A 21,604-nucleotide genomic window follows, 5' to 3' on the forward strand; every position below is an offset into this window, starting at 1 on the left:
CGCCTGTCCGCGGGGCTACCTGTCCGCCTTCGCCTTGTACCCCCGGCCCCACTGCAGCCCCCACCCGTAGAGCCGGTCCAGCTCTCCCTGGAACCCGTACACGAACTTCACCTCGCGCCGGACGACCAGCTCACCCTTGACGTTCTCGATCATCACCACCGCGCAGGACCGCGCCTGCGGATGCCGTTCGTCGAGGCCGATCTCGATCCGCGGTCCGTTGCTCGGGTACAGCGTGACGATCGCGTGGGTGCGGTCGAACGCCGGCGTCTGGTCGTAGATGTAGACGAACACCAGCAGCCGCTTGATGTCGTCCCGGTGGTCCAGGTTGACGTACATCGTCTCGCCGGACGCCGAACCGAACCGGTCGTCACCGCTGAGCTTGACGTACGGCGGCGCGTTCACGTCCCCGAGCAGGCCGCCCAGCGGCTGTACGACCCCCTTGGTGCCGTCGGACAGCTCGTACAGCGCCCCGAGGTCGAGGTCGACGTTGACCATGCTCTGGCCGTGGCCCATCACCTCGGGCGGCCTGAGCGCCTTGAAGGGGTGCCGGAACAGGCTCTCCCGCTGCTCCCCGTCGAAGTCCGAGGTCCGCATCCGCCAGGTGAGGTTGACGCGCAGGTTGCCGGTGGCCGCGCCCTGCTTGGTGAGGGACACCTGCTGGTGCCGCTTGGTGAGCTCGATGGAGTTGGACGCCGCGCTGCCCGAGTCGAACTCGGCCGCCCTTCCGCCCAGCAGTCCGTCGAAGAAACCCATTCCCGCCCCCAGTGACTCCTGCCGACGCCTCGGGGCGACCGACCGTGTCGATCGCCCCGAACAGAGCGTTCCTCGTCCAGAAGGGTGTCACACCCCGTTTTCGGTCGGTCAGACGGAGACCTCAGCCCTCTCGTCCGACCCCGCTTTTCCCTCGGCCTCCGCGAGCCGCCGGTTGCGCCGCACCGAGGACCAGAACGACCAGCCGATCAGGACGACGCCGACCAGACCGGTGATGACCTCGTTGATCTGGTACTGGATGGTGACCATCAGGATGACCGCCAGCGCGCCGATCGCGTAGTGCGCGCCGTGCTCCAGGTAGACGTAGTCGTCCAGGGTGCCCTGCCGGACCAGGTACACGGTCAGCGACCGGACGTACATCGCGCCGATACCGAGACCCAGGGCCATCAGCACGATGTCGTTGGTGATGGCGAACGCGCCGATCACGCCGTCGAAGGAGAAGGACGCGTCCAGGACCTCCAGGTAGAGGAACATGAAGAACGCGGCCTGGCCGGCCAGCAGCACCGCCGACTTCTTCTTGCCGGTGCGCTCGGCCTCCTCGTCCTCCTCGTGCTCGCGCTCCTCCTCGGCCTCCAGGCGGTCCTCGAAGAAGCCGGAGAGGCCGCCGACGACCAGGTAGGTGATGAGACCGGCGATACCGGCGATCAGGACCGTCTGCGCCTTGTCGACGTGCCCGCCGCCGTGCTGGTGGGCGTGGGTGGCGAAGGTGAAGGAGGTGATCAGCAGGACGATCAGGGAGATGCAGACCGACAGCATGTCGACCTTGCCGAGCTTGGCCAGCGGACGCTCGATCCAGCGCAGCCACTGGATGTCCCGGTCCTCGAAGATGAAGTCGAGGAAGATCATCAGCAGGAACATGCCGCCGAAGGCCGCGATCGCCGGGTGGGCGTCGGTGACCAGTTCCTGGTAGCGGTCCTTGTTGTTGAGCGCGAGGTCGACGGCCTCGATGGGGCCCATCTTGGCGGTGACCGCGACGATGACGACGGGGAACACCAGCCGCATGCCGAAGACCGCGATGAGGACGCCGACGGTGAGGAAGATCTTCTGCCAGAAGGCGTTCATCTTCTTCAGGATTCCGGCGTTGACGACCGCGTTGTCGAACGACAGGGAGATCTCGAGGACGGCGAGGATCGCGACGATGCCGAAGGCCTCCCAGCCTCCGTAGAAGACCGCGGCGACCAGGCCGAGCGCGGTGATCGCGAACGACCAGCCGAAGGTTTTCAGAAGCACTGGCTACCCAATCATCGTGTACTCGGCTTTACTCACTGTTGACCGAAGTCTAGAGGGCGCCGGTGTCCTACGGGTCCCGCGGGCCCCACATCCGGACCGCGGAGCGGCTACGAGACGTTCACGCCGAAGTCGAGCGCGATGCCCCGCAGCCCTGACGCGTACCCCTGACCCACGGCTCGGAACTTCCACTCGCCCTGGTAGCGGTAGAGCTCGCCGAAGATCATGGCGGTCTCGGTGGAGGCGTCCTCGCTGAGGTCGTAGCGGGCGAGCTCCTGGCCGTCGGCCTGGTTGACCACCCGGATGAACGCGTTGGAGACCTGGCCGAAGGTCTGGCTGCGCTCGTCGGCCATGTGGATGGAGACCGGGAAGACGATCTTGTCGCAGGTGGCTGGCACCTTCGGAAGGTCGACCAGAATCGATTCGTCGTCGCCCTCGCCCTCACCGGTGAGGTTGTCGCCGGTGTGCTCCACCGAGCCGTCGGGGCTCTTGAGCTGGTTGTAGAAGACGAACCACTCGTCGCCGAGCACCCGCCCGCCCTGGCACAGCAGCGCGCTGGCGTCCAGGTCGAAGGGGGCGCCGGTGGTGGAGCGGGCGTCCCAGCCGAGTCCGATCAGGACGTTGGTGAGGTTCGGTGCGGCCTTGGAGAGGGAGACATTGCCTCCCTTGGCGAGCGTGACGCCCATGATTGCTGGTCCTCCCCTAGCGGTGGTTCTCCGGTTGTCCTGCGCGTCCGGCGCCGCCCGTAAACGGTGCGGCGCCGGACAGAGCGGACTTTCGAACGCCCCGGGGCGTTCTGCTGCCTCAGACGTTGACGCCGAAGTCCTGGGCGATGCCGCGCAGACCCGAGGCGTAGCCCTGGCCGATGGCACGGAACTTCCACTCCGCGCCGTTGCGGTACAGCTCGCCGAAGACCATCGCGGTCTCGGTCGAGGCGTCCTCCGAGAGGTCGTAGCGGGCGATCTCGGTGCCGCCCGCCTGGTTGACGACGCGGATGAACGCGTTGCGGACCTGTCCGAAGGACTGCTGGCGGTTGTCGGCGTCGTAGATCGACACCGGGAAGACGATCTTGTCGACGTCGGCCGGGACCGCGGCCAGGTTGACCTTGATCACCTCGTCGTCGCCCTCGCCCTCACCGGTGAGGTTGTCGCCGGTGTGCTCCACCGAGCCGTCGGGGCTCTTGAGGTTGTTGAAGAACACGAAGTTCTGGTCGCTGGCGACCTTGCCGGCCGCGTTCAGCAGCAGCGCGCTGGCGTCCAGGTCGAAGTCGGTGCCGGTGGTGGTCCTCACGTCCCAGCCGAGACCGACGAGGACCGCGGTCAGACCGGGGGCCTCCTTCGTCAGCGATACGTTGCCGCCCTTGCTGAGGCTGACTCCCACGAGTCCTCCCATGTGGTGTCCAGGGGCGGGGTGCCCCCGTCGTGCTTCGGATACCGGATCAACGATTCGATCCTAGTGACGGGTTCCCACCGCTCGCAGGCCCTGGACCCCGAAGAATTCCCGGGTGTCGGCCGTGTCGCCCCCTAGGGGAAGCGGTGGGGCCGTCCCGGCCTACAGGGTGTCGAGCGCGGCCACGTAGTCGTTCAGGTCCCGGGCGTCCGGGAGTCCGTTGACCACGGTCCAGCGCACGACGCCCTCCTTGTCGATGACGAAGGTGCCGCGGACGGCGCAGCCCTTGTCCTCGTCGAAGACGCCGTAGGCGCGCGAGGTCTCGCCGTGCGGCCAGAAGTCGCTGAGCAGCGGGTACTCCAGGCCCTCCTGCTCGGCGAAGACACGCAGGGTGTGGATGGAGTCGTTGGAGACGGCGAGCAGCTGGGTGTCGCGGTCCTCGAACCTGGGCAGGTTGTCGCGCAGCTCGCACAGCTCGCCGGTGCACACACCCGTGAAGGCGAACGGATAGAAGAGCAGCACCACGTTCTTCTCGCCTCGGAACTCGGACAGCTTCACGGTCCGGCCGTGGTTGTCCTTGAGCTCGAAGTCGGGCGCCTTGTCGCCGACCTGGATCGCCATCGCGCTGTATCCCTTCGTCAGGGCCTGTTCGGGTGGTGACACCCTATGCGCGGCCCCACGGGACGACCGGGACCGGCCCGGCCGAGGGCGGCGGGCCGGCGGCCGGACCGGGTGGCCGGTCCGGACGCCGGCGGGGCTCAGCGCTTCTTGGCGGCGGCCTTCGGCGTGTTCAGCCGGCTGCCGTTCCAGTCCTTGCCCACGCTGACGCTCTTGGTCTGCGAGAGGCCGGCGGTCGTCACGGCCTCGCCGATGTCGCTCGGTTCGACGTATCCGTCGCGGCCGGTCTTCGGGGTCAGCAGCAGGATCGAGCCGCCCTCCTCGAGGAAGCCGAGGGCATCGACCAGCGCGTCCGTCAGGTCGCCGTCGTCCTCACGGAACCAGAGGACCACGGCGTCGGCCACGTCGTCGTAGTCCTCGTCCATCAGCTCGTTGCCGATGGTCTCTTCGATGGACTCGCGGAGCTCCTGGTCGACGTCGTCGTCGTAGCCGATCTCCTGGACCACCTGGTCTGGCTGGAACCCCAGCCTGACGGCAGGGGTGGTCCGCTCCTCCGCGTGGTCCGCGGTCGCGCTCACGGGTTGCCTCCTGATCATGTCTTGGTGATGAACTCAGCCACGCGCGTGCGCGAAGCATTGGCCGTAGTCCACACGGGCGGGGCGGATCGCGCAAGTACCCGGCCGTCCGGACCGCCGAAACGGTGACGATCCCGGCCGTGTCGCCGCAACTCCCGGCACCGTATCGCGAACGGCTGTGACACACACCACTCCCTTTTGCCCGCAATGTACCTTTCGGAATCATCCTCACACACGACGGTCGAACGAGTTTGCCAAGCGCGTCACACCCCGGGCGTATCGTTGCGTTTTGGCCGGTCCCGAGTTACCTCGCGGTAGAGATGACGTGCACCGCCCCGGGGTGGACGATGGACAGCGGTGCAGGCCAAGCACAGGAAAACAGCCAAAAACAGGGAACAACAGAGACTCAGTGACCCTCTGACAGGTAAGGAACAGCGTGGCTTCCGGATCCGATCGCAACCCGATCATCATTGGCGGCCTTCCGAGTCAGGTTCCTGACTTCGATCCCGAGGAAACCCAGGAGTGGCTCGACTCGCTCGACGCCGCCGTGGACGAGCGCGGCCGGGAACGGGCCCGCTATCTGATGCTCCGCCTGATCGAGCGGGCGCGCGAGCGACGGGTGGCCGTGCCCGAGATGCGCAGCACGGACTACGTGAACACGATCCCGACCCGGGCCGAGCCGTTCTTCCCGGGCAACGAGGAGATCGAGCGCAAGGTCCTCAACGCGACCCGCTGGAACGCCGCCGTGATGGTCTCGCGCGCCCAGCGGCCGGGCATCGGCGTCGGCGGCCACATCGCCACCTTCGCCTCCTCCGCGTCCCTCTACGACGTCGGCTTCAACCACTTCTTCCGCGGCAAGGACGACGGTCTCGGCGGCGACCAGGTCTTCTTCCAGGGGCACGCCTCCCCCGGCATCTACGCGCGCGCGTTCCTGCTCGACCGGCTCAGCGAGGCCCAGCTGGACGGCTTCCGCCAGGAGAAGTCGAAGTACCCGGACGGCCTCTCCAGCTACCCGCACCCGCGCTCCATGCCGGACTTCTGGGAGTTCCCGACGGTGTCGATGGGCCTCGGCCCGATCGGCGCGATCTACCAGGCGCGGATGAACCGCTACATGCACGCGCGCGGGATCGCCGACACCTCGAAGTCGCACGTGTGGGCGTTCCTCGGCGACGGCGAGATGGACGAGCCGGAGTCGCTCGGCCAGCTGTCCATCGCCGCCCGCGAGGGCCTGGACAACCTGACCTTCGTCGTCAACTGCAACCTCCAGCGCCTCGACGGCCCGGTGCGCGGCAACGGCAAGATCATCCAGGAGCTGGAGTCGGTCTTCCGGGGCGCCGGCTGGAACGTGATCAAGCTGGTCTGGGACCGCACCTGGGACCCGCTGCTCGCCCAGGACCGCGACGGCGTCCTGGTCAACAAGATGAACACGACCCCCGACGGGCAGTTCCAGACGTACGCCACCGAGTCCGGCTCGTACATCCGGGAGCACTTCTTCGGCGACGACCAGCGGCTGCGCGCGATGGTCGCCAACATGACGGACGACCAGATCCTGCACCTGGGCCGCGGCGGCCACGACCACCGCAAGATCTACGCGGCGTTCAAGGCGGCGACCGAGCACAAGGGCCAGCCCACGGTCATCCTGGCCAAGACGATCAAGGGCTGGACGCTGGGCCCGAACTTCGAGGGCCGCAACGCCACGCACCAGATGAAGAAGCTGACGGTCGCCGACCTCAAGGGCTTCCGGGACCGGCTGCACCTGCCGATCTCCGACAAGGAGCTGGAGTCCGGCCCGCCGCCGTACTACCACCCCGGCCGGAACTCGGAAGAGATCCAGTACATGCACGACCGGCGCAAGGGCCTGGGCGGCTACGTCCCGACCCGCGTGGTGCGCTCGAAGCCGCTCGTGCTGCCGGACGACAAGGCGTACGCGACCGTGAAGAAGGGCACCGGCCAGCAGTCCATCGCGACCACCATGGCCTTTGTGCGCCTACTCAAGGACCTCATGCGGGACAAGGAACTCGGCCGCCGTTTCGTGCTCATCGCACCGGACGAGTACCGGACCTTCGGCATGGACTCCTTCTTCCCGAGTGCGAAGATCTACAACCCGCTCGGCCAGCAGTACGAGGCCGTGGACCGCGATCTGCTGCTCGCCTACAAGGAGTCCCCGACCGGCCAGATGCTGCACGACGGCATCTCGGAGGCGGGCTGTACGGCGTCCCTGATCGCGGCGGGCTCGGCGTACGCCACGCACGGCGAACCGCTCATCCCGGTGTACGTCTTCTACTCGATGTTCGGTTTCCAGCGCACCGGCGACCAGTTCTGGCAGATGGCCGACCAGCTGTCGCGCGGTTTCGTCCTGGGCGCGACCGCCGGCCGTACGACCCTGACCGGTGAGGGCCTCCAGCACGCGGACGGCCACTCCCAGCTGCTGGCCTCCACGAACCCGGCCTGCGTGGCCTACGACCCGGCCTACGGGTACGAGATCGCGCACATCGTCCAGGACGGCCTGCGCCGGATGTACGGCGGCGACGCCGAGCACCCGCACGGCGAGGACGTCTTCTACTACCTGACCGTCTACAACGAGCCGATCCAGCACCCGGCCGAGCCGGCCGACGTGGACGTCGAGGGCATCCTCAAGGGCGTGCACCGGATCAGCGCCGGCACGGCGGGCACGATCCCGGCGCAGATCATGGCGTCGGGCGTGGCGGTCCCGTGGGCGGTCGAGGCGCAGCAGATCCTCGCCGCCGACTGGGACGTGAAGGCCGACGTCTGGTCCGCCACCTCCTGGAACGAGCTGCGGCGCGAGGCCGTGGCCTGCGAGCAGCACAACCTGCTGCACCCGGAGGAGGAGCAGCGGACGCCGTGGGTGACGCAGAAGCTGAGCGGCGCCGAAGGTCCGTTCGTAGCCGTGTCCGACTGGATGCGATCGGTTCCGGACCAGATCGCGCGGTGGGTGCCGGGCACGTTCCAGTCGCTGGGCGCCGACGGGTTCGGCTTCGCCGACACGCGGGGCGCGGCGCGCCGGTTCTTCCACATCGACGCCCAGTCGATCGTGGTCGCGGTGCTCACCGAGCTGGCCCGTGAGGGCAAGCTCGACCGCTCGGTGCTCAAGCAGGCCATCGACCGCTACCAGCTGCTGGACGTGACGGCGGCGCACCCGGGCGTGGCGGGCGGCGACGCGTAACCGCCGCGTTCGGCCCCGGCCGGAACGGGCGGTGGGGAACTGCGGCGACGTCATGGCTGGTCGCGCAGTTCCTCCCCCAGCCTCCGGCCGGGGGTGCCCCCAGCGCCCCCGGCGGGGCGCTGACGACGCCTACGATGCCTCCATGGAGCGACAGTCCGCACAGGTGCGCTGGGAGCAGTGGACCCAACGGCCGTTGCTGGCGCTCGCGGTGGCCTTCGCCGTCGCGTACGCGCTGCCGATCGTGGACAGTTCCGCGGGTCACGTGCTGACGTCCGCGTGCACGGCGGCGGAGTGGGTGGTGTGGGGGTCCTTCGCCACCGACTATCTCGTACGGCTGACGCTGACGCCACGCCGTCGGGAGTTCGTGCGGACGCACTGGATAGACCTGTGCGCGGTGGTGCTGCCGCTGCTCCAGCCGCTGCGGCTGCTGCGGCTCGTCGCGACGCTGACGCTGGTGGGGCGGCGGGCCCGGATGGCCGAGCAGATCAGGCTGACGACGTACGTCGTCGGCGCGGTCGTCGGTCTGCTCATGTTCGGGTCGCTCGCCGTGCTGTCGGTGGAGCGCGACTCGCCCGACGGGAACATCCGGACGCTGGGTGACGCCCTGTGGTGGTCGTTCACGACGATGACGACCGTGGGGTACGGGGACCACGCGCCCACGACCGGGCTGGGCCGGATGATCGCGGTGGGCCTGATGCTGTCCGGGATCGCCCTGCTCGGTGTGGTGACGGCGAACATCGCCACGTGGTTCATCGCGCGCTTCGAGAAGGACGACGACGAGGAACGGCGGCAGACCGAGGCGATCACGGCGCTGGCCGAGGAGGTACGGGCGCTGCGGGCCGAGGTGGCCGCGCTGCGGAGCGGAGTGGGGGCCGAGGTGGCGGCGGTGCGCTCACCGGCGCCGGCGGGGTGCCGCTGCGCGGGCGGCCCCCACCGGGCCGCACGCTAGAGCGACATCCCGCCCAGCCACAGCAGCGCCAGCAGCGTGTCGATCGCGCCCAGCACCACCGCGACCAGCGCCGGTATCGAGCTTTTCGGGTTCCACGCCCGGCCCATGGAGAGCCAGCCGCACACCAGTGCGGCCGGGCCCAGGATGATCCCCAACGTGAAGAAGCCGGCGACGGCGCAGATCGTGCCGATGATGCCCAGCGTCCCACGGTCCAGCCCTTCCCGTGTACCTGTGCGGCCACGTGAACGGGGGTACCCGCGTGTTCGTTGGCCGAAGCTCGCCATCATCAACTCCTCTGTCCTCATGGACTGTTCGGGTGTGATGACCGGGTACCCCTGTTCCGCGTCCGCAGACCTGCCCGCGCGCTGCCCCCCTCCAGCAGCGCGCCGCGGCCCGGGTGTCCCCCATGCCCTGCGGAGGACGTGACCCACTGTGAACTGCGGCGCGTGCCGAACGCGAGGGATCTTGAGCGGAGTCACCCTGATAGGTGAACCACGCCTGAATCAGGGTCAGATGTGGCCCACGCCGGCGCCGCTGTCCGCGTTCTCGCCCCGCTTCGTGAGCAGCGCGACGAGGATCGCGACCGCCGCCACGCCCGCGGCGACGAGCGAGGCCAGGCTCATCCCGGAGATGAACGTGTCGTGGGCGACACCGGTGATCTTCGCGGCGACGGCCCCGGGCGTGCCCTTGGCGATGGGCGCGACCCCGACCTGGACCGCCTCCGAGGCCTGGGCCAGCTGTGCCGAGGTCAGCTTCGGCAGCCCCGCGTCGGCCCAGTTGCCCGGCAGGTCGTTGTCGACCTTGGAGGCCATCACGGCGCCGAGGACGGCCGTGCCGAGGCTGCCGCCGATCTGCATCGCGGCCTGCTGGAGACCGCCGGCCACTCCGGAGAGCTCCATCGGGGCGTTGCCGACGATGACCTCGGTGGCGCCGACCATGACCGGCGCGAGGCCGAGGCCCAGCAGGGCGAACCAGACGGCCATGATCCCGCTGCCGGTGTCCGCCTTCAGCGTGGACATGCCGTACATGGCGATCGCGGTGGCCGCCATGCCGCCGGCCAGCGGGATCCGCGGGCCGAGCTTGGTGATCGCGGCGCCCGCCAGCGGGGAGCCGACGATCATCATGCCGGTGAGCGGGAGGAGGTGGAGACCGGCGTCGACCGGGTCCATCCCGTGCACGTTCTGCAGGTAGAAGGTCACGAAGAACAGGCCGCCCATGAAGGCGATGGCCATGAGGACCATCAGGACCACACCGGCCGACAACGGCACGGAGCGGAAGAGGCCGAGCGGGATCAGCGGTTCCTTGACCTTCGTCTCCCAGAAGGAGAAGAGGGCGAAGCCCAGCACCGACACGACGAGGAACGACCACGTCCTGCCGTCGCCCCAGCCCCAGGTCGGCGCCTTGATGAGGGCCCAGACCAGGCAGAACATCGCACCGGAGAGCAGGCCGATGCCGAGCAGGTCGAAGGAGCGCGGGGCGTTCTCCGCGCGGTGGTCGAGCAGCATGACCACGCCGAGCACGAGGGCGATCAGTCCGACCGGCACGTTGATGAAGAACACCGACTGCCAGCTGACGTGCTGCACCAGCACACCGCCGAGGATCGGGCCGCCCGCGGTGGAGGCGCCGATGACCATGCCCCAGATGCCGATCGCCATGTTGAGCTTCTCGGCCGGGAAGGTGGCCCGCAGCAGGCCGAGCGCGGCCGGCATCAGCAGCGCGCCGAACAGGCCCTGGAAGACGCGGAAGGTGACGACCAGGCCGATGCTGTCGGACAGTCCGATGGCGCCGGAGGCGGTGGCGAAGCCGACGACGCCGATCAGGAAGGTCTGCCGGTGGCCGAAGCGGTCGCCGAGCTTGCCCGCGGTGATCAGGGAGACGGCGAGGGCGAGGAAGTAGCCGTTGGTGATCCACTGCACCTGGGCGAAGGTGGCGCCGAGGTCCTTCTGGATCGCCGGGTTGGCGATGGCCACGATGGTGCCGTCGAGGGCCACCATCATGACGCCGACGGCGACGGTTATCAGGGTGAACCAGGGATGGCCGCGCAGGCCGGAGGCCGACGGCTGCTGCGACGGGGCTGCCGACGCCTTGTCCCCCGACCCCGTCGCGTCGAGCGTGGTCTGACTAGTCATGCTTTCGAGGCTAGTGACAGCCACTGACAGTTGACAAACAATTTCACTAGTCAGTAACTGTCAGGCATGGAAACGCTGCGCGAACGCAAGAAACAGCGCACCCGGGACGCCCTGCTGCGGTCCGCGCTCGAACTGTTCGCGGCCCAGGGGTACGACCGGACCACCGTCGACGAGATCACCGAGTCCGTCGACGTCTCGCAGCGCACCTTCTTCCGCTACTTCGCCAGCAAGGAGGACGTGGCCTTCTTCGTGCCGCGGCTCACCGAGGCGCACTTCGTGGCGGCGGTGCGCCGCCGACCGCCCGGGGAGACGCCGCTGGAGGCGCTGCGCCGGTCCGTCATGGACAGCTGGGAGACCATCGAGGAGGCCGTCGAGCAGTACGTCCCGGTCGAGCTCCTCATGCGCACGTACAAGATGATCGAGGCCACCCCGATCCTGTTCGCGGCCCATCTGCGGCGCCAGGCGGAGACCGAGGAGGAGATCTCGCGGATCATCGCCGAACGGGAGGGCGTCGACCCGGACTCCGACCCCCGCCCCCGGCTGGTGGTCGCCGTCTTCGGCGCGGTCATCAGGGTGACCGAGCGGCACTGGTCGGTCGGCGACGACTTCAGCGCCACGGCGATCCGCGAACTCACCGCGGCCTACCTCGATCAGCTGGGGCCGGCGCTCACCGGCGGCTGGCGCCAGGCCTGAGGAGTGCCACACCGGCCCAAGATCGGCCCGGTCTTTGTCGAAACGTGATAACTGTCACTCGGTTACCGCGAGACCCCTTCGTTCTCCTAGTGTGTCCTCCCAGTGACTTCCTTCGACACCTCCCCGCCACTCAACGTCTGGCGCGCGCTGCTCGCCCTCGCCGTGGTGTTCGTGATGCTCGCGACCACCGGCTGGACCGCGCTGCGCACCCACCGCGAGACCACCGCCCTGCAGTCCTCCCTCGACAGCTGGGAGCACGGCAGCGTCCACGGTCTGCGGCTGCCGGACCCGGAGGCGTCGCCCGCGCGGCTCACCCGTTTCTTCGCCTCGCTCACCGCACCGGAGCGCGACCGGCTCGCCCACCGCTACCCGCTGGCCGTCGGCAACATGAACGGCGCCCCGGCCGAACTGCGCTACCGCGCCAACGCCATCGCGCTCGACCAGCAGCGCAAGGTCGAGAAGAAACGCATGCACGACCCACGGCTCAACGCGGCGGGGCAGCAGGACGCGGGCCGCCGTATGCACCGCTACGAGGCGCTGCTCACCAAGGGCCGGCAGATCCTCGCCTTCGACCCGGACGGCGACGGCCGCGTCGCCGAGGTGCTCGGCGACCTCACCAGGGCCGAGCGGATCTCGGTGGTCGTACCCGGCGTCGACACCGACCTGCTCACCTTCCAGAGGACGAACCGCGAGTACACCGCCCCGGTCGGCATGGCCAAGGCGCTGTACCGGGCGGAGCACACGGCGAGCCCCTCGACCCGTACGGCGGTGATCGCCTGGGCCGACTACACCGCCCCCGACGGGCTCGGCGTGGGCGCGGCGACCGGCACGGCCGCCGAGCTGGGTGCCGTACGTCTCAACGCGATGCTGCGGGCGCTGCCCGGCAAGGCGCCGGTGTCGATGTTCTGCCACAGCTACGGCTCCGTGGTCTGCGGGGTGGCCGCGCGCGGCATGCCGGGCCGGGTGGCCGACATAGCCGTGGCCGCGAGCCCCGGCATGCGCGTCGAGAACGCCTCTCACCTGGGCACCCCGGCCCGGGTCTGGGCGATGCGCGACGCCACCGACTGGATCCAGGACGTCCCCTATCTGGAGCTCGGCGGCCTCGGCCACGGCGCCGACCCGGTCTCCGCCTCCTTCGGGGCCAGGGTGCTGTCGGCGCACGACGCACAGGGACACGCCGGGTACTTCGTGCCCGGCACGGACAGCCTGCGCAACCTCGCGGACATCGGGGTCGGCGCATACGGCGCGGTCAGCTGCGCCCACGACGATGACGGGTGCCGGGCGGGTCTGCCCGACACGTTGATGGCCGAACGCGCGTAGAAACAGCAGGAAGTGCGGTGCGCGCGGGGATGGGACTGAGAAGCACGTGCCGCATACGATGAGCCGCATGGGTGACGTACTGGCCGGATTTCATGCCGCCTGGGAGTTCGAGTCCGACTCCGTGCGCATCCGTTACGAACGCGGGATCCGCACCCCCAAGCTGTTCCAGACCCTGGGCGAGCGGCTGGTGCCGCTGGCCGCGCTGGAGTCCGTGACCGTCACCCCGGGCAAGCGCGGCACGGTCGTCCTGCGCGCCCAACCGCGTCCCGGCGCGGATCCGCTGCTGGAGGCGGCGGCCGGGCAGCTGAAGGACGGCACCGACCCGTACCGGCTGGTGCTCCCGGCCGAGCGGGAGACCCTCGCCGAGTACTACGCCGACGAGCTGCGCACACTGCTCACCGAGTCGGGTCCCGCGGAGAAGTTCCTGGTGGCCGCGCCGGAGGCGCCCCGCCAGTTCAAGGCGTACGACGGGAAGGCGAGCTTCGACGGCACCGCCGTGCACTTCCGGTGGTCGTGGACGGGAGCGTCGACGGCCAAGTGGAAGGCCGGCGACCAGCGGTTCGCGGTTGCGGACCTGGGCGGCGTGGAGTGGCGGTCGCCGGAGGTCTTCGAGGGGCATCTACGACTGCTGCGGCGGGATTCCGCGGGGGCGGCGGCGCCGGTCCCGGCGGACCAGGACCCGGCGACCGTGGTGTTCGGGCTGGGGTACGGGCCGGTGCACGAGTCGCTGCCGTTCGCCGCGGCGGTCCTGGAGGCGGTACGGGCCAGAGGGGCGGTCGCGGTGCCGGCGCCGGCCGGACGCCGGGACCCCGCCGACATCGCCGAGCGGATCCGCCATCTCGGGGAGCTGCATCAGGCGGGGCTGGTCACCGACGAGGAGTTCACCGCCAAGAAGGCGGAGTTGCTGGCCGAGCTGTGAGCCCTACGCGCCGCCCTGTTCGTAGAAGCTGATCTTCCGGTCCAGTACCGACAGGGTGTCGTGCAGCTCGGCGATCCTCGACAGGACGTCCCGGCGCGTCTGCTCCAGCAGTTCGCGGCGCTCCGGGTAGGTCGTCTCGCCCTCCCGTACCAGCTCCGCGTAGCGCACCATGTCCGCCACCGGCATGCCGGTCAGCCGGAGCTTGGTCACGAAGTCCAGCCAGTCCAGGTCGCGGTTGGTGTAGCGGCGCTGGCCGGTGTGGGAGCGGTCGATGTGGGACATCAGGCCGATCCGCTCGTACCAGCGCAGGGTGTGGGCGGTCAGGCCGGTGAAGGCGACGACCTCGCTGATCGTGTAGCGGTCCTGGCCCTCGGGGCGCGGGTGCCGCCGGGGTGGGGCGGAACAGATGTCGGCGGGCTCGCGGTCGGACTGCTCGGTGGGGGCCGCGGTCGTGGTCTGCATCACCGTCATGACCCCCACGCTATGACCTTCGAGTGCACTCCAAGCAAGCGGAACCGGCAGGAAAGCTGAACCGGTGAGAAATACGGGCGACGCGGCCGCGGGAACGTGGCTAGCGTGCGTGGCCATGAGCCTCGTACGCCGTGCCACGCCCGCGGACGCACCCGAAGTACTGCGGCTGCGCCAGGTCATGATCGACGCGCTTCCCGGCGGGGACGCCTCCACCGGCTGGCACGCCCTGGCGCTGCCGGGGCTCACGGAGCGGCTCGGCGAGGCGGACGGCGACTTCGCCGCCTTCGTCGTGGACCGTCCCGACCGGCCGGGGGCGCTGGCGGCGCTGGTCGCGGGGACGATCGACTACCGGATCGGCAAGGCGGGCAACCCGCACGGGCGCTGCGGGTACGTCTTCAGCGTGGCCACCGACCCGCAGGCCCGTCGCCGCGGGTACGCGCGCGCGTGCATGGAGGAGCTGCTGGCCTGGTTCCGGGAGCGGGGCGCGGGGCAGGTCATGCTGACCGCGTCCGCCGAGGCCGAGCCGCTCTACGCCGCGCTCGGCTTCAGGCACAAGCCGGACCCCACGATGATGCTGACGCTCTGAGCCGCATAGGCTCGACGGCATGTCCTTGCAGAGCCTCGCGCTGATCGAGAAGTGGCCGGTGCCCACCGCCGCGGCCGGTGCCGTACGGGCCGACGGGACGGTCCTGGGCACCCACGGACCCGTCGGTCACCGCTTCCCGCTGGCCTCCGTCACCAAGCCGCTGGCCGCGTACGCGGCGCTCGTCGCGTACGAGGAGGGGGCGGTCGAGCTGGACGAGCCGGCGGGACCCGAGGGGGCGACGGTACGGCATCTGCTCGCGCACACCTCGGGGCTGGCCTTCGACGAGCACCGGGTGACGGCGCCGCCCGGGGAGCGGCGGCTGTACTCCAACGCCGGGTTCGAGGTCCTCGGGGACCATGTCGCCAAGGCCACGGAGATCCCGTTCGCGGAGTACCTGCGGCAGGCGGTGCTGGAGCCGCTGGGCATGACGTCGACGTCGCTGGCGGGCTCCCCGGCGAAGGACGGGGTCTCCTCGGTGGCGGACCTGCTCCGCTTCGCCGCGGAACTCCAGGCACCGAGACTGCTGGACCCGCGCACCGTGGCGGAGGCGACGCTGACCGTCCACTACCCGGGCACGAAGGGCGTGCTGCCGGGCTACGGACACCAGAACCCGAACGACTGGGGCCTGGGGTTCGAGATCCGTGACTCCAAGTCACCGCACTGGACGGGTTCTTCGTCCTCGCCGCGGACGTTCGGCCACTTCGGCCAGTCGGGCACGTTCCTGTGGGTGGACCCGGACGCGGGGATCGCGTGCGTCGCCCTGACGGACCGTGCGTTCGGCCCCTGGGCAGTGGAGGCCTGGCCGGCATTCACGGACGCGGTGCTGGCGGAGTCGCGCGGCTGAGGGAGCCGAACACGCGACGGCCGCAGGCGTTCGTCGACGGTCCCCGGCAACCCCGACGCCGGCGGGACCGGAGCTACCCCGCCATCTCCCACATCAGCAGCTCCGCCGGCGTCAGTCCCTCCGCCTCCAGGCCCTTCGCGGCAGTGATCCGCGCCGCGTCACCGGGGCCCAACGACTCGCCCCCCAGCCGCACTTCACCCCGTACCACGTGCACGTACCCGTACGCCCCGTCCGGCACCGCCGTGCGCTCCCCCGCCGCCAGGCGGCGGACGTGCAGCATCGCCCCGGCTTCCGGGACGGCGTACGGCGTCGAGTCCGCGATGCCCCGGACGATCTCGTACGACGGCTCACCGCCCGCCCGCACCGGCGCCAGCCACATCTGCACGAACGTCAGGGGCCCGGCCCCGTCGTTGCGCTCCACGTGCCGCACGCCCCCGGCGGAGCTGAGGCGCTGCACGTCCCCGTGGCGGACCACCGTCTCGTTGCCCTCGGAGTCGCGGTGGGTCAGCTCGCCCTCGACCACCCACGTCACGATCTCGGTGTGGCTGTGCGGATGCTCGTCGAAACCGGCCCCCGGCGCCAGCCGCTCCTCGTTGCAGGCGATGAGCGCGGCGAAGCGCAGGTTGCCGGGGTCGTAGTGGGGGCCGAAGGAGAAGGCGTGGCGGGACTCGATCCCGCCCGCCGGGTCCCCGCCCCGGTAGCGCTGCGCCGCGCGCCTGACGTCCATCACGGGACCACCGTAGACCGCGGTCGGCACCCGGCGGCGCAGGTGCCCGCCCCGATGAGGCAGTCTTGTCCCCGTGCCCGAACCCGTAACGCGCAAGTCCGACCCCTCGGCTCATGACGTCCACCCGCACTCCGCGACCCTGAAGCGGCTGGAGAAGTCGTCCGGCAGCCTGGCCGCCCAGGCCATCGCACGCATGGACGAGACACTGCCGTGGTACCGGGCGATGCCACCGGAGAACCGCTCCTGGATCGGGCTGGTCGCCCAGGCGGGTATCGCCGCCTTCACCGAGTGGTTCCGGCGCCCCGACGCCCCGCAGGCCATCTCGACGGACGTGTTCGGGACCGCGCCGCGCGAGCTCACCCGGGCGATCACGCTGCGGCAGACCGTGGAGATGGTGCGCACCACCATCGAGGTCATGGAGAGCGCCATCGACGAGGTGGCGGCCCCGGGCGACGAGAGGGTGCTGCGCGAGGCGCTGCTCGTGTACGCGCGGGAGATCGCCTTCGCCACCGCACAGGTGTACGCCCAGGCCGCCGAGGCACGGGGTGCCTGGGACGCGCGTCTCGAGTCGCTGGTGGTGAACGCCGTGCTGAGCGGCGAGGCGGACGAGGGCGCGGTGAGCCGGGCCGCCGCGCTCGGCTGGAACTCGCCGGACCACGTGTGCGTCGTGCTCGGCACCGCGCCCGACGGGGACAGCGAGCTGACCGTCGAGGCCATCCGGCGGGCCTCCCGGCACGCCAAGCTCCAGGTGCTGACCGGGGTGCTCGGCGACCGGCTCGTCGTGATCGCCGGCGGCAACGACAACCCGCTGGCCGTCGCGAAGTCGCTGATCGGGCCGTTCGCCGCCGGGCCGGTCGTCGCGGGGCCCGTCGTACCGGACCTGCTGGCCGCCACCCGGTCCGCGCAGGCCGCCGCCGCGGGGCTCAAGGCGTGTTCCGCCTGGCAGGACGCGCCGCGGCCGGTGCTGGCGGACGATCTGCTGCCGGAGCGCGCCATCGCGGGCGATCCGAGCGCGCGCGAGCAGCTGGTGGAGGAGATCTACAGACCACTGGAGGAGGCGGGCTCGGCGCTGCTGGAAACGCTGAGTGTCTATCTGGAACAGGCGAGCAGCCTGGAGGGCGCCGCCCGGATGCTCTTCGTCCACCCGAACACCGTGCGCTACCGGCTCCGACGTGTGACAGACGTCACCGGATGGTCGCCGTCCGATGTAAGATCCGCCTTCACGCTGCGGATCGCGCTGATCCTGGGGCGTCTGGTCGATGGAGATCTCCAGGCATAGCGTTTTGTCGGGGGTCCACAAAACCCCCTCGCGTTCTTCGTCCCTGTCCCCACGGGCGGCCGTGGCCGTCCACAAGAGAGAGTGTGAGAGTGCTCGTACTCGTCGCTCCCGGCCAGGGCGCCCAGACGCCCGGCTTCCTGACTCCCTGGCTCGACCTTCCCGGTGTCGAGGACCGTCTGCGTGCCTGGTCGGACGCCATCGGTCTCGATCTCGTGCACTACGGCACGCACGCCGACGCCGACGAGATCCGGGACACCGCGATCGCCCAGCCGCTGCTGGTCGCGGCCGGACTGGTGTCCACCGCGGCACTCGGTGCCGTCACCCCGGGCGCGGTCGCCGGGCACAGCGTCGGTGAGATCACCGCCGCCGCGGTCGCCGGCGTCCTGACCGACGACGAGGCGCTCGCCCTCGTCCGCACGCGGGGTCTGGCCATGGCCGAGGCCGCCGCGATCACGGAGACCGGCATGTCGGCGCTGCTCGGCGGCGATCCGGACGTCTCCGTCGCGCACCTGGAGAAGCTCGGTCTGACCCCCGCGAACATCAACGGCGCCGGTCAGATCGTCGCCGCGGGCACCCTGGAGCAGCTCGCCGCGCTCGCCGAGGACAAGCCCGAGGGCGTCCGCAAGGTCGTCGCCCTCAAGGTCGCCGGCGCCTTCCACACGCAGCACATGAGCCCCGCGGTCGACGCGCTGGCCGAGGCCGCCAAGAAGCTCTCGCCGGCCGACCCGAAGATCACCTACGTGTCCAACAAGGACGGCCGGACCGTCACCGCAGGCGGCGAGATCGTGGACCGTCTGGTCGGCCAGGTCGCCAACCCGGTCCGCTGGGACCTGTGCATGGAGACCTTCCAGGAGCTCGGCGTCACCGCCCTTCTGGAGGTGTGCCCCGGCGGCACCCTGACCGGTCTGGCGAAGCGCGCCCTGCCCGGCGTGAAGACGCTGGCCCTGAAGACCCCCGACGACCTCGACGCGGCCCGCGAGCTCATCGCCGAGCACAGCTGAATCAGGAGCCAATTGCGATGTCGAAGATCAAGCCCAGCAAGGGTGCCCCGTACGCGCGCATCCTCGGCGTCGGCGGCTACCGGCCGACCCGTGTGGTGCCGAACGAGGTGATCCTCGAGACGATCGACTCGTCCGACGAGTGGATCCGCTCGCGCTCCGGCATCGAGACCCGGCACTGGGCGGGGCCCGAGGAGACGGTCGCCGCGATGTCGATCGAGGCCGCCGGCAAGGCCATCGCGGATGCGGGCATCTCCGCCGAGCAGGTCGGCGCCGTGGTCGTCTCGACCGTCTCGCACTTCAGCCAGACCCCCGCCGTCGCCACCGAGATCGCCGACAAGCTGGGCACCGACAAGGCCGCCGCCTTCGACATCTCGGCCGGCTGCGCGGGCTTCGGCTACGGCCTGACCCTCGCCAAGGGCATGGTGGTGGAGGGTTCCGCCGAGTACGTCCTGGTGATCGGCGTGGAGCGGCTCAGCGACCTCACCGACCTGGAGGACCGGGCCACCGCGTTCCTGTTCGGCGACGGCGCGGGCGCGGTCGTGGTCGGCCCCTCGAAGGAGCCGGCGATCGGCCCGACGGTGTGGGGCTCCGAGGGCGACAAGTCGGAGACCATCAAGCAGACGATCCCATGGGACCTGTTCCACTTCGGTGACCGGTCCGGGCTGCCGGTCGACAGCCAGGGCAACATCAAGTTTCCTGCGATCACGCAGGAGGGCCAGGCGGTGTTCCGCTGGGCCGTGTTCGAGATGGCGAAGGTCGCGCAGCAGGCGCTGGACGCGGCCGGAATCAGCGCGGACGACCTGGACGTCTTCATCCCGCACCAGGCCAATGTGCGGATCATCGACTCGATGGTGAAGACTCTCAAGCTGCCGGAGCACGTCACGGTCGCCCGTGACGTCCGCACCACCGGCAACACCTCGGCCGCCTCGATTCCGCTCGCGATGGAGCGGCTCCTGGCGACCGGCGAGGCGAAGAGCGGCGACACCGCGCTCGTCATCGGGTTCGGGGCGGGTCTCGTCTACGCCGCCACTGTCGTTACCCTCCCCTAGGCACTCCGTGCCGGATCATGCATCCGGTGCGGTCCGCCGACTGCAACACCGCAGCAACCGTCTGGAACATCTAAGAAGGAGCGCCTGACATGGCCGCCACTCAGGAAGAGATCGTCGAAGGTCTCGCCGAGATCGTGAACGAGATCGCCGGCATCCCGGTTGAGGACGTCCAGCTGGACAAGTCCTTCACCGACGACCTGGACGTCGACTCGCTGTCCATGGTCGAGGTCGTCGTCGCCGCCGAAGAGCGCTTCGACGTCAAGATCCCGGACGAGGACGTCAAGAACCTCAAGACCGTCGGCGACGCGACCGACTACATCCTCAAGCACCAGGCCTGAGGCAGTTAACTAGCCTCCGGCTGCAATGCCCCGCCACCCGGCGGTGGCGCCGTCGAATCCCGTATCCGTTGGAGAAAGAATTCCCGTGAGCCCGACCAATCGCACCGTGGTCGTCACCGGTATCGGCGCAACCACACCGCTGGGTGGCGACGCAGCTTCGTTCTGGGAGGCCCTGGTCGCCGGCAAGTCCGGCGTCAGCCTCCTGGAGCAGGACTGGGCGGCCGAACTGCCCGTCCGTATCGCGGCGCAGATCGCCGTCGAACCGGGTGAGATCCTGCCGCGTCCGCAGGCCCGCAAGCTGGACCGGTCCGCGCAGTTCGCGCTGATCGCCGCCCAGCAGGCCTGGAAGGACGCCGGTTTCACCGCCAAGGCCGGTGAGGACCAGTCCGCCAACCCCGACCGGGTCGGCGCGGTCATCGCCTCCGGCATCGGTGGTGTGACCACCCTGCTGGACCAGTACGACGTGCTCAAGGAGAAGGGCGTACGCCGGGTCTCCCCGCACACCGTGCCGATGCTGATGCCCAACTCGCCGGCCGCGAACGTCGGTATCGAGCTGGGCGCGCGGGCCGGCGTCCACACCCCCGTGTCGGCCTGCGCCTCCGGCGCCGAGGCCATCGGGTACGCCATCGAGATGATCCGCACCGGCCGTGCGGACGTGGTGGTGGCCGGTGGCACCGAGGCCGCCATCCACCCGCTGCCCATCGTCGCCTTCGGCAACATGATGGCGATGTCCAAGAACAACGACGACCCCGAGGGCGCGTCGCGCCCCTACGACTCCGGCCGGGACGGCTTCGTGCTCGGTGAGGGCGCGGGCGTGATCGTCCTGGAGTCCGAGGAGCACGCGAAGGCGCGCGGGGCGCGGATCTACGTCGAGGCGGTCGGCCAGGGCATCTCGGCCGACGCGCACCACATCACGCAGCCGGAGCCGTCCGGCAACGGGATCGCGCAGGCGCTGCAGAACCTGCTCGACAACACGGACCTGAAGCCGGCCGAGATCGTGCACGTCAACGCGCACGCGACGTCGACGCCGCAGGGTGACGTCGCCGAGATCAAGGCGCTGCGCAAGGTGTTCGGCGACGACGTCGACCACATGGCGATCTCCGCGACCAAGTCGATGACCGGGCACCTGCTGGGCGGCGCCGGCGGTATCGAGACCGTCGCGTCGATCCTGGCGCTGGTGAACCGGACGGCCCCGCCGACCATCAACCTCGACGACCTCGACCCCGAGGTCAACGCGGACGTGGTGCGCGGTGAGGCCCGGGAGCTGCCCGCGGGGCGGATCGCCGTGCTGAACGACTCGTTCGGGTTCGGCGGGCACAACGTGGTCCTTGCGTTCCGGACCGTGTGAGACACGCTGCGCCAAGGCTTGTGGCCCGTCTCCGTGAGTGGAGTTCGGGCCACAGTGCGTTTCGTTGTCGACTGCGGGCCGGTGGGGGCTGGTCGCGCAGTTCCCCGCGCCCCTAAAAGCAGGGGCGCTCAGGAGCGCCCCTTCAGGGGCGCGGGGAACTGCGCGAACGGCCACGACGGCGCCGCAG

22 protein-coding genes are annotated in these 21,604 nt (G+C 70.0%); 12 read left to right on the top strand and 10 right to left on the bottom strand.

The features are described from left to right. Nucleotides 1–15 precede the first annotated feature (15 nt). The 6 genes from ACZ3KP_RS38220 to ACZ3KP_RS38245 all read right to left on the bottom strand — a co-directional run bounded on the left by ACZ3KP_RS38220 (nucleotide 16) and on the right by ACZ3KP_RS38245 (nucleotide 4,583). The gene (locus ACZ3KP_RS38220) at nucleotides 16–753 is read right to left on the bottom strand and encodes a TerD family protein (protein WP_358970775.1); all 738 of its coding nucleotides are present in this window, start codon (nucleotides 751–753) and stop codon (nucleotides 16–18) included. Nucleotides 754–861: 108 nt separating this feature from the next. Next, on the bottom strand, nucleotides 862–2,001 hold the full coding sequence (locus tag ACZ3KP_RS38225; RefSeq protein ID WP_467505427.1) for a DUF475 domain-containing protein: 1,140 nt from the start codon (nucleotides 1,999–2,001) through the stop codon (nucleotides 862–864). Between the two features lie 107 nt (nucleotides 2,002–2,108). Then, complete coding sequence (locus tag ACZ3KP_RS38230) at nucleotides 2,109–2,684, bottom strand: TerD family protein (RefSeq protein WP_467505429.1); 576 nt, start codon at nucleotides 2,682–2,684, stop codon at nucleotides 2,109–2,111. 118 nt (nucleotides 2,685–2,802) lie between these two features. After that, complete coding sequence (locus ACZ3KP_RS38235; RefSeq protein WP_132886572.1) at nucleotides 2,803–3,378, bottom strand: TerD family protein; 576 nt, start codon at nucleotides 3,376–3,378, stop codon at nucleotides 2,803–2,805. A gap of 171 nt (nucleotides 3,379–3,549) precedes the next feature. Then, nucleotides 3,550–4,008: a peroxiredoxin gene (locus tag ACZ3KP_RS38240; protein WP_358970782.1), complete on the bottom strand. Its 459-nt coding sequence runs from the start codon at nucleotides 4,006–4,008 to the stop codon at nucleotides 3,550–3,552. A gap of 137 nt (nucleotides 4,009–4,145) precedes the next feature. Then, a complete protein-coding gene (locus ACZ3KP_RS38245) occupies nucleotides 4,146–4,583 on the bottom strand; it encodes a DUF3052 domain-containing protein (protein WP_207921612.1) in 438 nt (145 codons plus the stop codon). Between the two features lie 433 nt (nucleotides 4,584–5,016). On the opposite strand from ACZ3KP_RS38245, the gene aceE reads away from it, so the two are divergent. Both aceE and ACZ3KP_RS38255 read left to right on the top strand, forming a co-directional pair. Then, a complete protein-coding gene (aceE, locus tag ACZ3KP_RS38250; RefSeq protein WP_467505432.1) occupies nucleotides 5,017–7,764 on the top strand; it encodes a pyruvate dehydrogenase (acetyl-transferring), homodimeric type in 2,748 nt (915 codons plus the stop codon). Between the two features lie 142 nt (nucleotides 7,765–7,906). After that, nucleotides 7,907–8,713, top strand: coding sequence for a potassium channel family protein (locus tag ACZ3KP_RS38255; RefSeq protein WP_467505434.1), 807 nt, complete (start codon nucleotides 7,907–7,909; stop codon nucleotides 8,711–8,713). Here ACZ3KP_RS38255 and ACZ3KP_RS38260 read toward each other — a convergent pair. Together ACZ3KP_RS38260 and ACZ3KP_RS38265 are read right to left on the bottom strand one after the other, a co-directional pair. Further along, nucleotides 8,710–9,000 carry a small hydrophobic protein gene (locus ACZ3KP_RS38260; RefSeq protein ID WP_467505436.1) on the bottom strand — a complete coding sequence of 97 codons (291 nt, stop codon included), beginning with the start codon at nucleotides 8,998–9,000 and terminating at the stop codon, nucleotides 8,710–8,712. The two genes, ACZ3KP_RS38255 and ACZ3KP_RS38260, sit on opposite strands and share 4 nt — an antisense overlap. 222 nt (nucleotides 9,001–9,222) lie before the next feature. Beyond that, on the bottom strand, nucleotides 9,223–10,842 hold the full coding sequence (locus ACZ3KP_RS38265) for an MFS transporter (protein WP_467505438.1): 1,620 nt from the start codon (nucleotides 10,840–10,842) through the stop codon (nucleotides 9,223–9,225). Between the two features lie 66 nt (nucleotides 10,843–10,908). Between ACZ3KP_RS38265 and ACZ3KP_RS38270 the strand changes: the two genes are divergently transcribed. The 3 genes from ACZ3KP_RS38270 to ACZ3KP_RS38280 all read left to right on the top strand — a co-directional run bounded on the left by ACZ3KP_RS38270 (nucleotide 10,909) and on the right by ACZ3KP_RS38280 (nucleotide 13,774). Then, complete coding sequence (locus ACZ3KP_RS38270) at nucleotides 10,909–11,535, top strand: TetR family transcriptional regulator (protein WP_467505440.1); 627 nt, start codon at nucleotides 10,909–10,911, stop codon at nucleotides 11,533–11,535. Nucleotides 11,536–11,637: 102 nt separating this feature from the next. After that, a complete protein-coding gene (locus tag ACZ3KP_RS38275) occupies nucleotides 11,638–12,855 on the top strand; it encodes an alpha/beta hydrolase (RefSeq protein WP_467505442.1) in 1,218 nt (405 codons plus the stop codon). A 67-nt stretch (nucleotides 12,856–12,922) separates the two neighbouring features. Beyond that, the gene (locus ACZ3KP_RS38280; protein WP_467505444.1) at nucleotides 12,923–13,774 is read left to right on the top strand and encodes a DUF4429 domain-containing protein; all 852 of its coding nucleotides are present in this window, start codon (nucleotides 12,923–12,925) and stop codon (nucleotides 13,772–13,774) included. A gap of 3 nt (nucleotides 13,775–13,777) precedes the next feature. Here the strand turns inward: ACZ3KP_RS38280 and ACZ3KP_RS38285 are convergent, their stop codons facing one another. Next, a complete protein-coding gene (locus tag ACZ3KP_RS38285) occupies nucleotides 13,778–14,245 on the bottom strand; it encodes a MerR family transcriptional regulator (RefSeq protein WP_467505446.1) in 468 nt (155 codons plus the stop codon). Between the two features lie 115 nt (nucleotides 14,246–14,360). Here ACZ3KP_RS38285 and ACZ3KP_RS38290 point away from each other — a divergent pair, with 115 nt between their 5' ends. Together ACZ3KP_RS38290 and ACZ3KP_RS38295 are read left to right on the top strand one after the other, a co-directional pair. Then, nucleotides 14,361–14,831: a GNAT family N-acetyltransferase gene (locus ACZ3KP_RS38290; protein WP_467505448.1), complete on the top strand. Its 471-nt coding sequence runs from the start codon at nucleotides 14,361–14,363 to the stop codon at nucleotides 14,829–14,831. Nucleotides 14,832–14,850: 19 nt separating this feature from the next. Further along, on the top strand, nucleotides 14,851–15,675 hold the full coding sequence (locus ACZ3KP_RS38295; RefSeq protein WP_467505450.1) for a serine hydrolase domain-containing protein: 825 nt from the start codon (nucleotides 14,851–14,853) through the stop codon (nucleotides 15,673–15,675). 73 nt (nucleotides 15,676–15,748) lie between these two features. On the opposite strand, the gene ACZ3KP_RS38300 is transcribed toward ACZ3KP_RS38295, so the two are convergent. Further along, nucleotides 15,749–16,402 (bottom strand): pirin family protein, encoded by a 654-nt coding sequence (locus ACZ3KP_RS38300; RefSeq protein ID WP_467505524.1) that lies wholly within the window; start codon nucleotides 16,400–16,402, stop codon nucleotides 15,749–15,751. A 73-nt stretch (nucleotides 16,403–16,475) separates the two neighbouring features. On the opposite strand from ACZ3KP_RS38300, the gene fasR reads away from it, so the two are divergent. From fasR to fabF, 5 genes are all read left to right on the top strand, one after another. Next, nucleotides 16,476–17,681 (top strand): fatty acid biosynthesis transcriptional regulator FasR, encoded by a 1,206-nt coding sequence (fasR, locus tag ACZ3KP_RS38305; protein ID WP_132886584.1) that lies wholly within the window; start codon nucleotides 16,476–16,478, stop codon nucleotides 17,679–17,681. Between the two features lie 89 nt (nucleotides 17,682–17,770). Further along, the gene (locus tag ACZ3KP_RS38310; protein WP_467505452.1) at nucleotides 17,771–18,682 is read left to right on the top strand and encodes an ACP S-malonyltransferase; all 912 of its coding nucleotides are present in this window, start codon (nucleotides 17,771–17,773) and stop codon (nucleotides 18,680–18,682) included. A gap of 17 nt (nucleotides 18,683–18,699) precedes the next feature. Further along, nucleotides 18,700–19,731, top strand: a complete 1,032-nt coding sequence (locus ACZ3KP_RS38315) for a ketoacyl-ACP synthase III (RefSeq protein ID WP_358970809.1) — start codon at nucleotides 18,700–18,702, stop codon at nucleotides 19,729–19,731. Between the two features lie 89 nt (nucleotides 19,732–19,820). Beyond that, nucleotides 19,821–20,069, top strand: coding sequence for an acyl carrier protein (locus tag ACZ3KP_RS38320; RefSeq protein ID WP_046425089.1), 249 nt, complete (start codon nucleotides 19,821–19,823; stop codon nucleotides 20,067–20,069). 85 nt (nucleotides 20,070–20,154) lie between these two features. Then, nucleotides 20,155–21,417 (top strand): beta-ketoacyl-ACP synthase II, encoded by a 1,263-nt coding sequence (gene fabF, locus ACZ3KP_RS38325; RefSeq protein ID WP_132886587.1) that lies wholly within the window; start codon nucleotides 20,155–20,157, stop codon nucleotides 21,415–21,417. The last annotated feature ends 187 nt before the right edge of the window (nucleotides 21,418–21,604 follow it).

Source organism: Streptomyces sp. NPDC020958 (assembly GCF_055562175.1).

Excerpts from the sequence above, each read along its gene's own strand:
- ACZ3KP_RS38290 (WP_467505448.1), top strand. The coding sequence starts at position 14,361 with ATGAGCCTCGTACGCCGTGCCACGCCCGCGGACGCACCCGAAGTACTG.
- ACZ3KP_RS38265 (WP_467505438.1), bottom strand. The coding sequence starts at position 10,842 with ATGACTAGTCAGACCACGCTCGACGCGACGGGGTCGGGGGACAAGGCG.
- ACZ3KP_RS38300 (WP_467505524.1), bottom strand. The coding sequence starts at position 16,402 with ATGGACGTCAGGCGCGCGGCGCAGCGCTACCGGGGCGGGGACCCGGCG.
- ACZ3KP_RS38295 (WP_467505450.1), top strand. The coding sequence starts at position 14,851 with ATGTCCTTGCAGAGCCTCGCGCTGATCGAGAAGTGGCCGGTGCCCACC.
- ACZ3KP_RS38255 (WP_467505434.1), top strand. The coding sequence starts at position 7,907 with ATGGAGCGACAGTCCGCACAGGTGCGCTGGGAGCAGTGGACCCAACGG.
- ACZ3KP_RS38320 (WP_046425089.1), top strand. The coding sequence starts at position 19,821 with ATGGCCGCCACTCAGGAAGAGATCGTCGAAGGTCTCGCCGAGATCGTG.
- ACZ3KP_RS38280 (WP_467505444.1), top strand. The coding sequence starts at position 12,923 with ATGGGTGACGTACTGGCCGGATTTCATGCCGCCTGGGAGTTCGAGTCC.
- ACZ3KP_RS38220 (WP_358970775.1), bottom strand. The coding sequence starts at position 753 with ATGGGTTTCTTCGACGGACTGCTGGGCGGAAGGGCGGCCGAGTTCGAC.
- ACZ3KP_RS38260 (WP_467505436.1), bottom strand. The coding sequence starts at position 9,000 with ATGATGGCGAGCTTCGGCCAACGAACACGCGGGTACCCCCGTTCACGT.
- ACZ3KP_RS38315 (WP_358970809.1), top strand. The coding sequence starts at position 18,700 with ATGTCGAAGATCAAGCCCAGCAAGGGTGCCCCGTACGCGCGCATCCTC.
- ACZ3KP_RS38285 (WP_467505446.1), bottom strand. The coding sequence starts at position 14,245 with ATGACGGTGATGCAGACCACGACCGCGGCCCCCACCGAGCAGTCCGAC.
- ACZ3KP_RS38230 (WP_467505429.1), bottom strand. The coding sequence starts at position 2,684 with ATGGGCGTCACGCTCGCCAAGGGAGGCAATGTCTCCCTCTCCAAGGCC.
- ACZ3KP_RS38270 (WP_467505440.1), top strand. The coding sequence starts at position 10,909 with ATGGAAACGCTGCGCGAACGCAAGAAACAGCGCACCCGGGACGCCCTG.
- ACZ3KP_RS38240 (WP_358970782.1), bottom strand. The coding sequence starts at position 4,008 with ATGGCGATCCAGGTCGGCGACAAGGCGCCCGACTTCGAGCTCAAGGAC.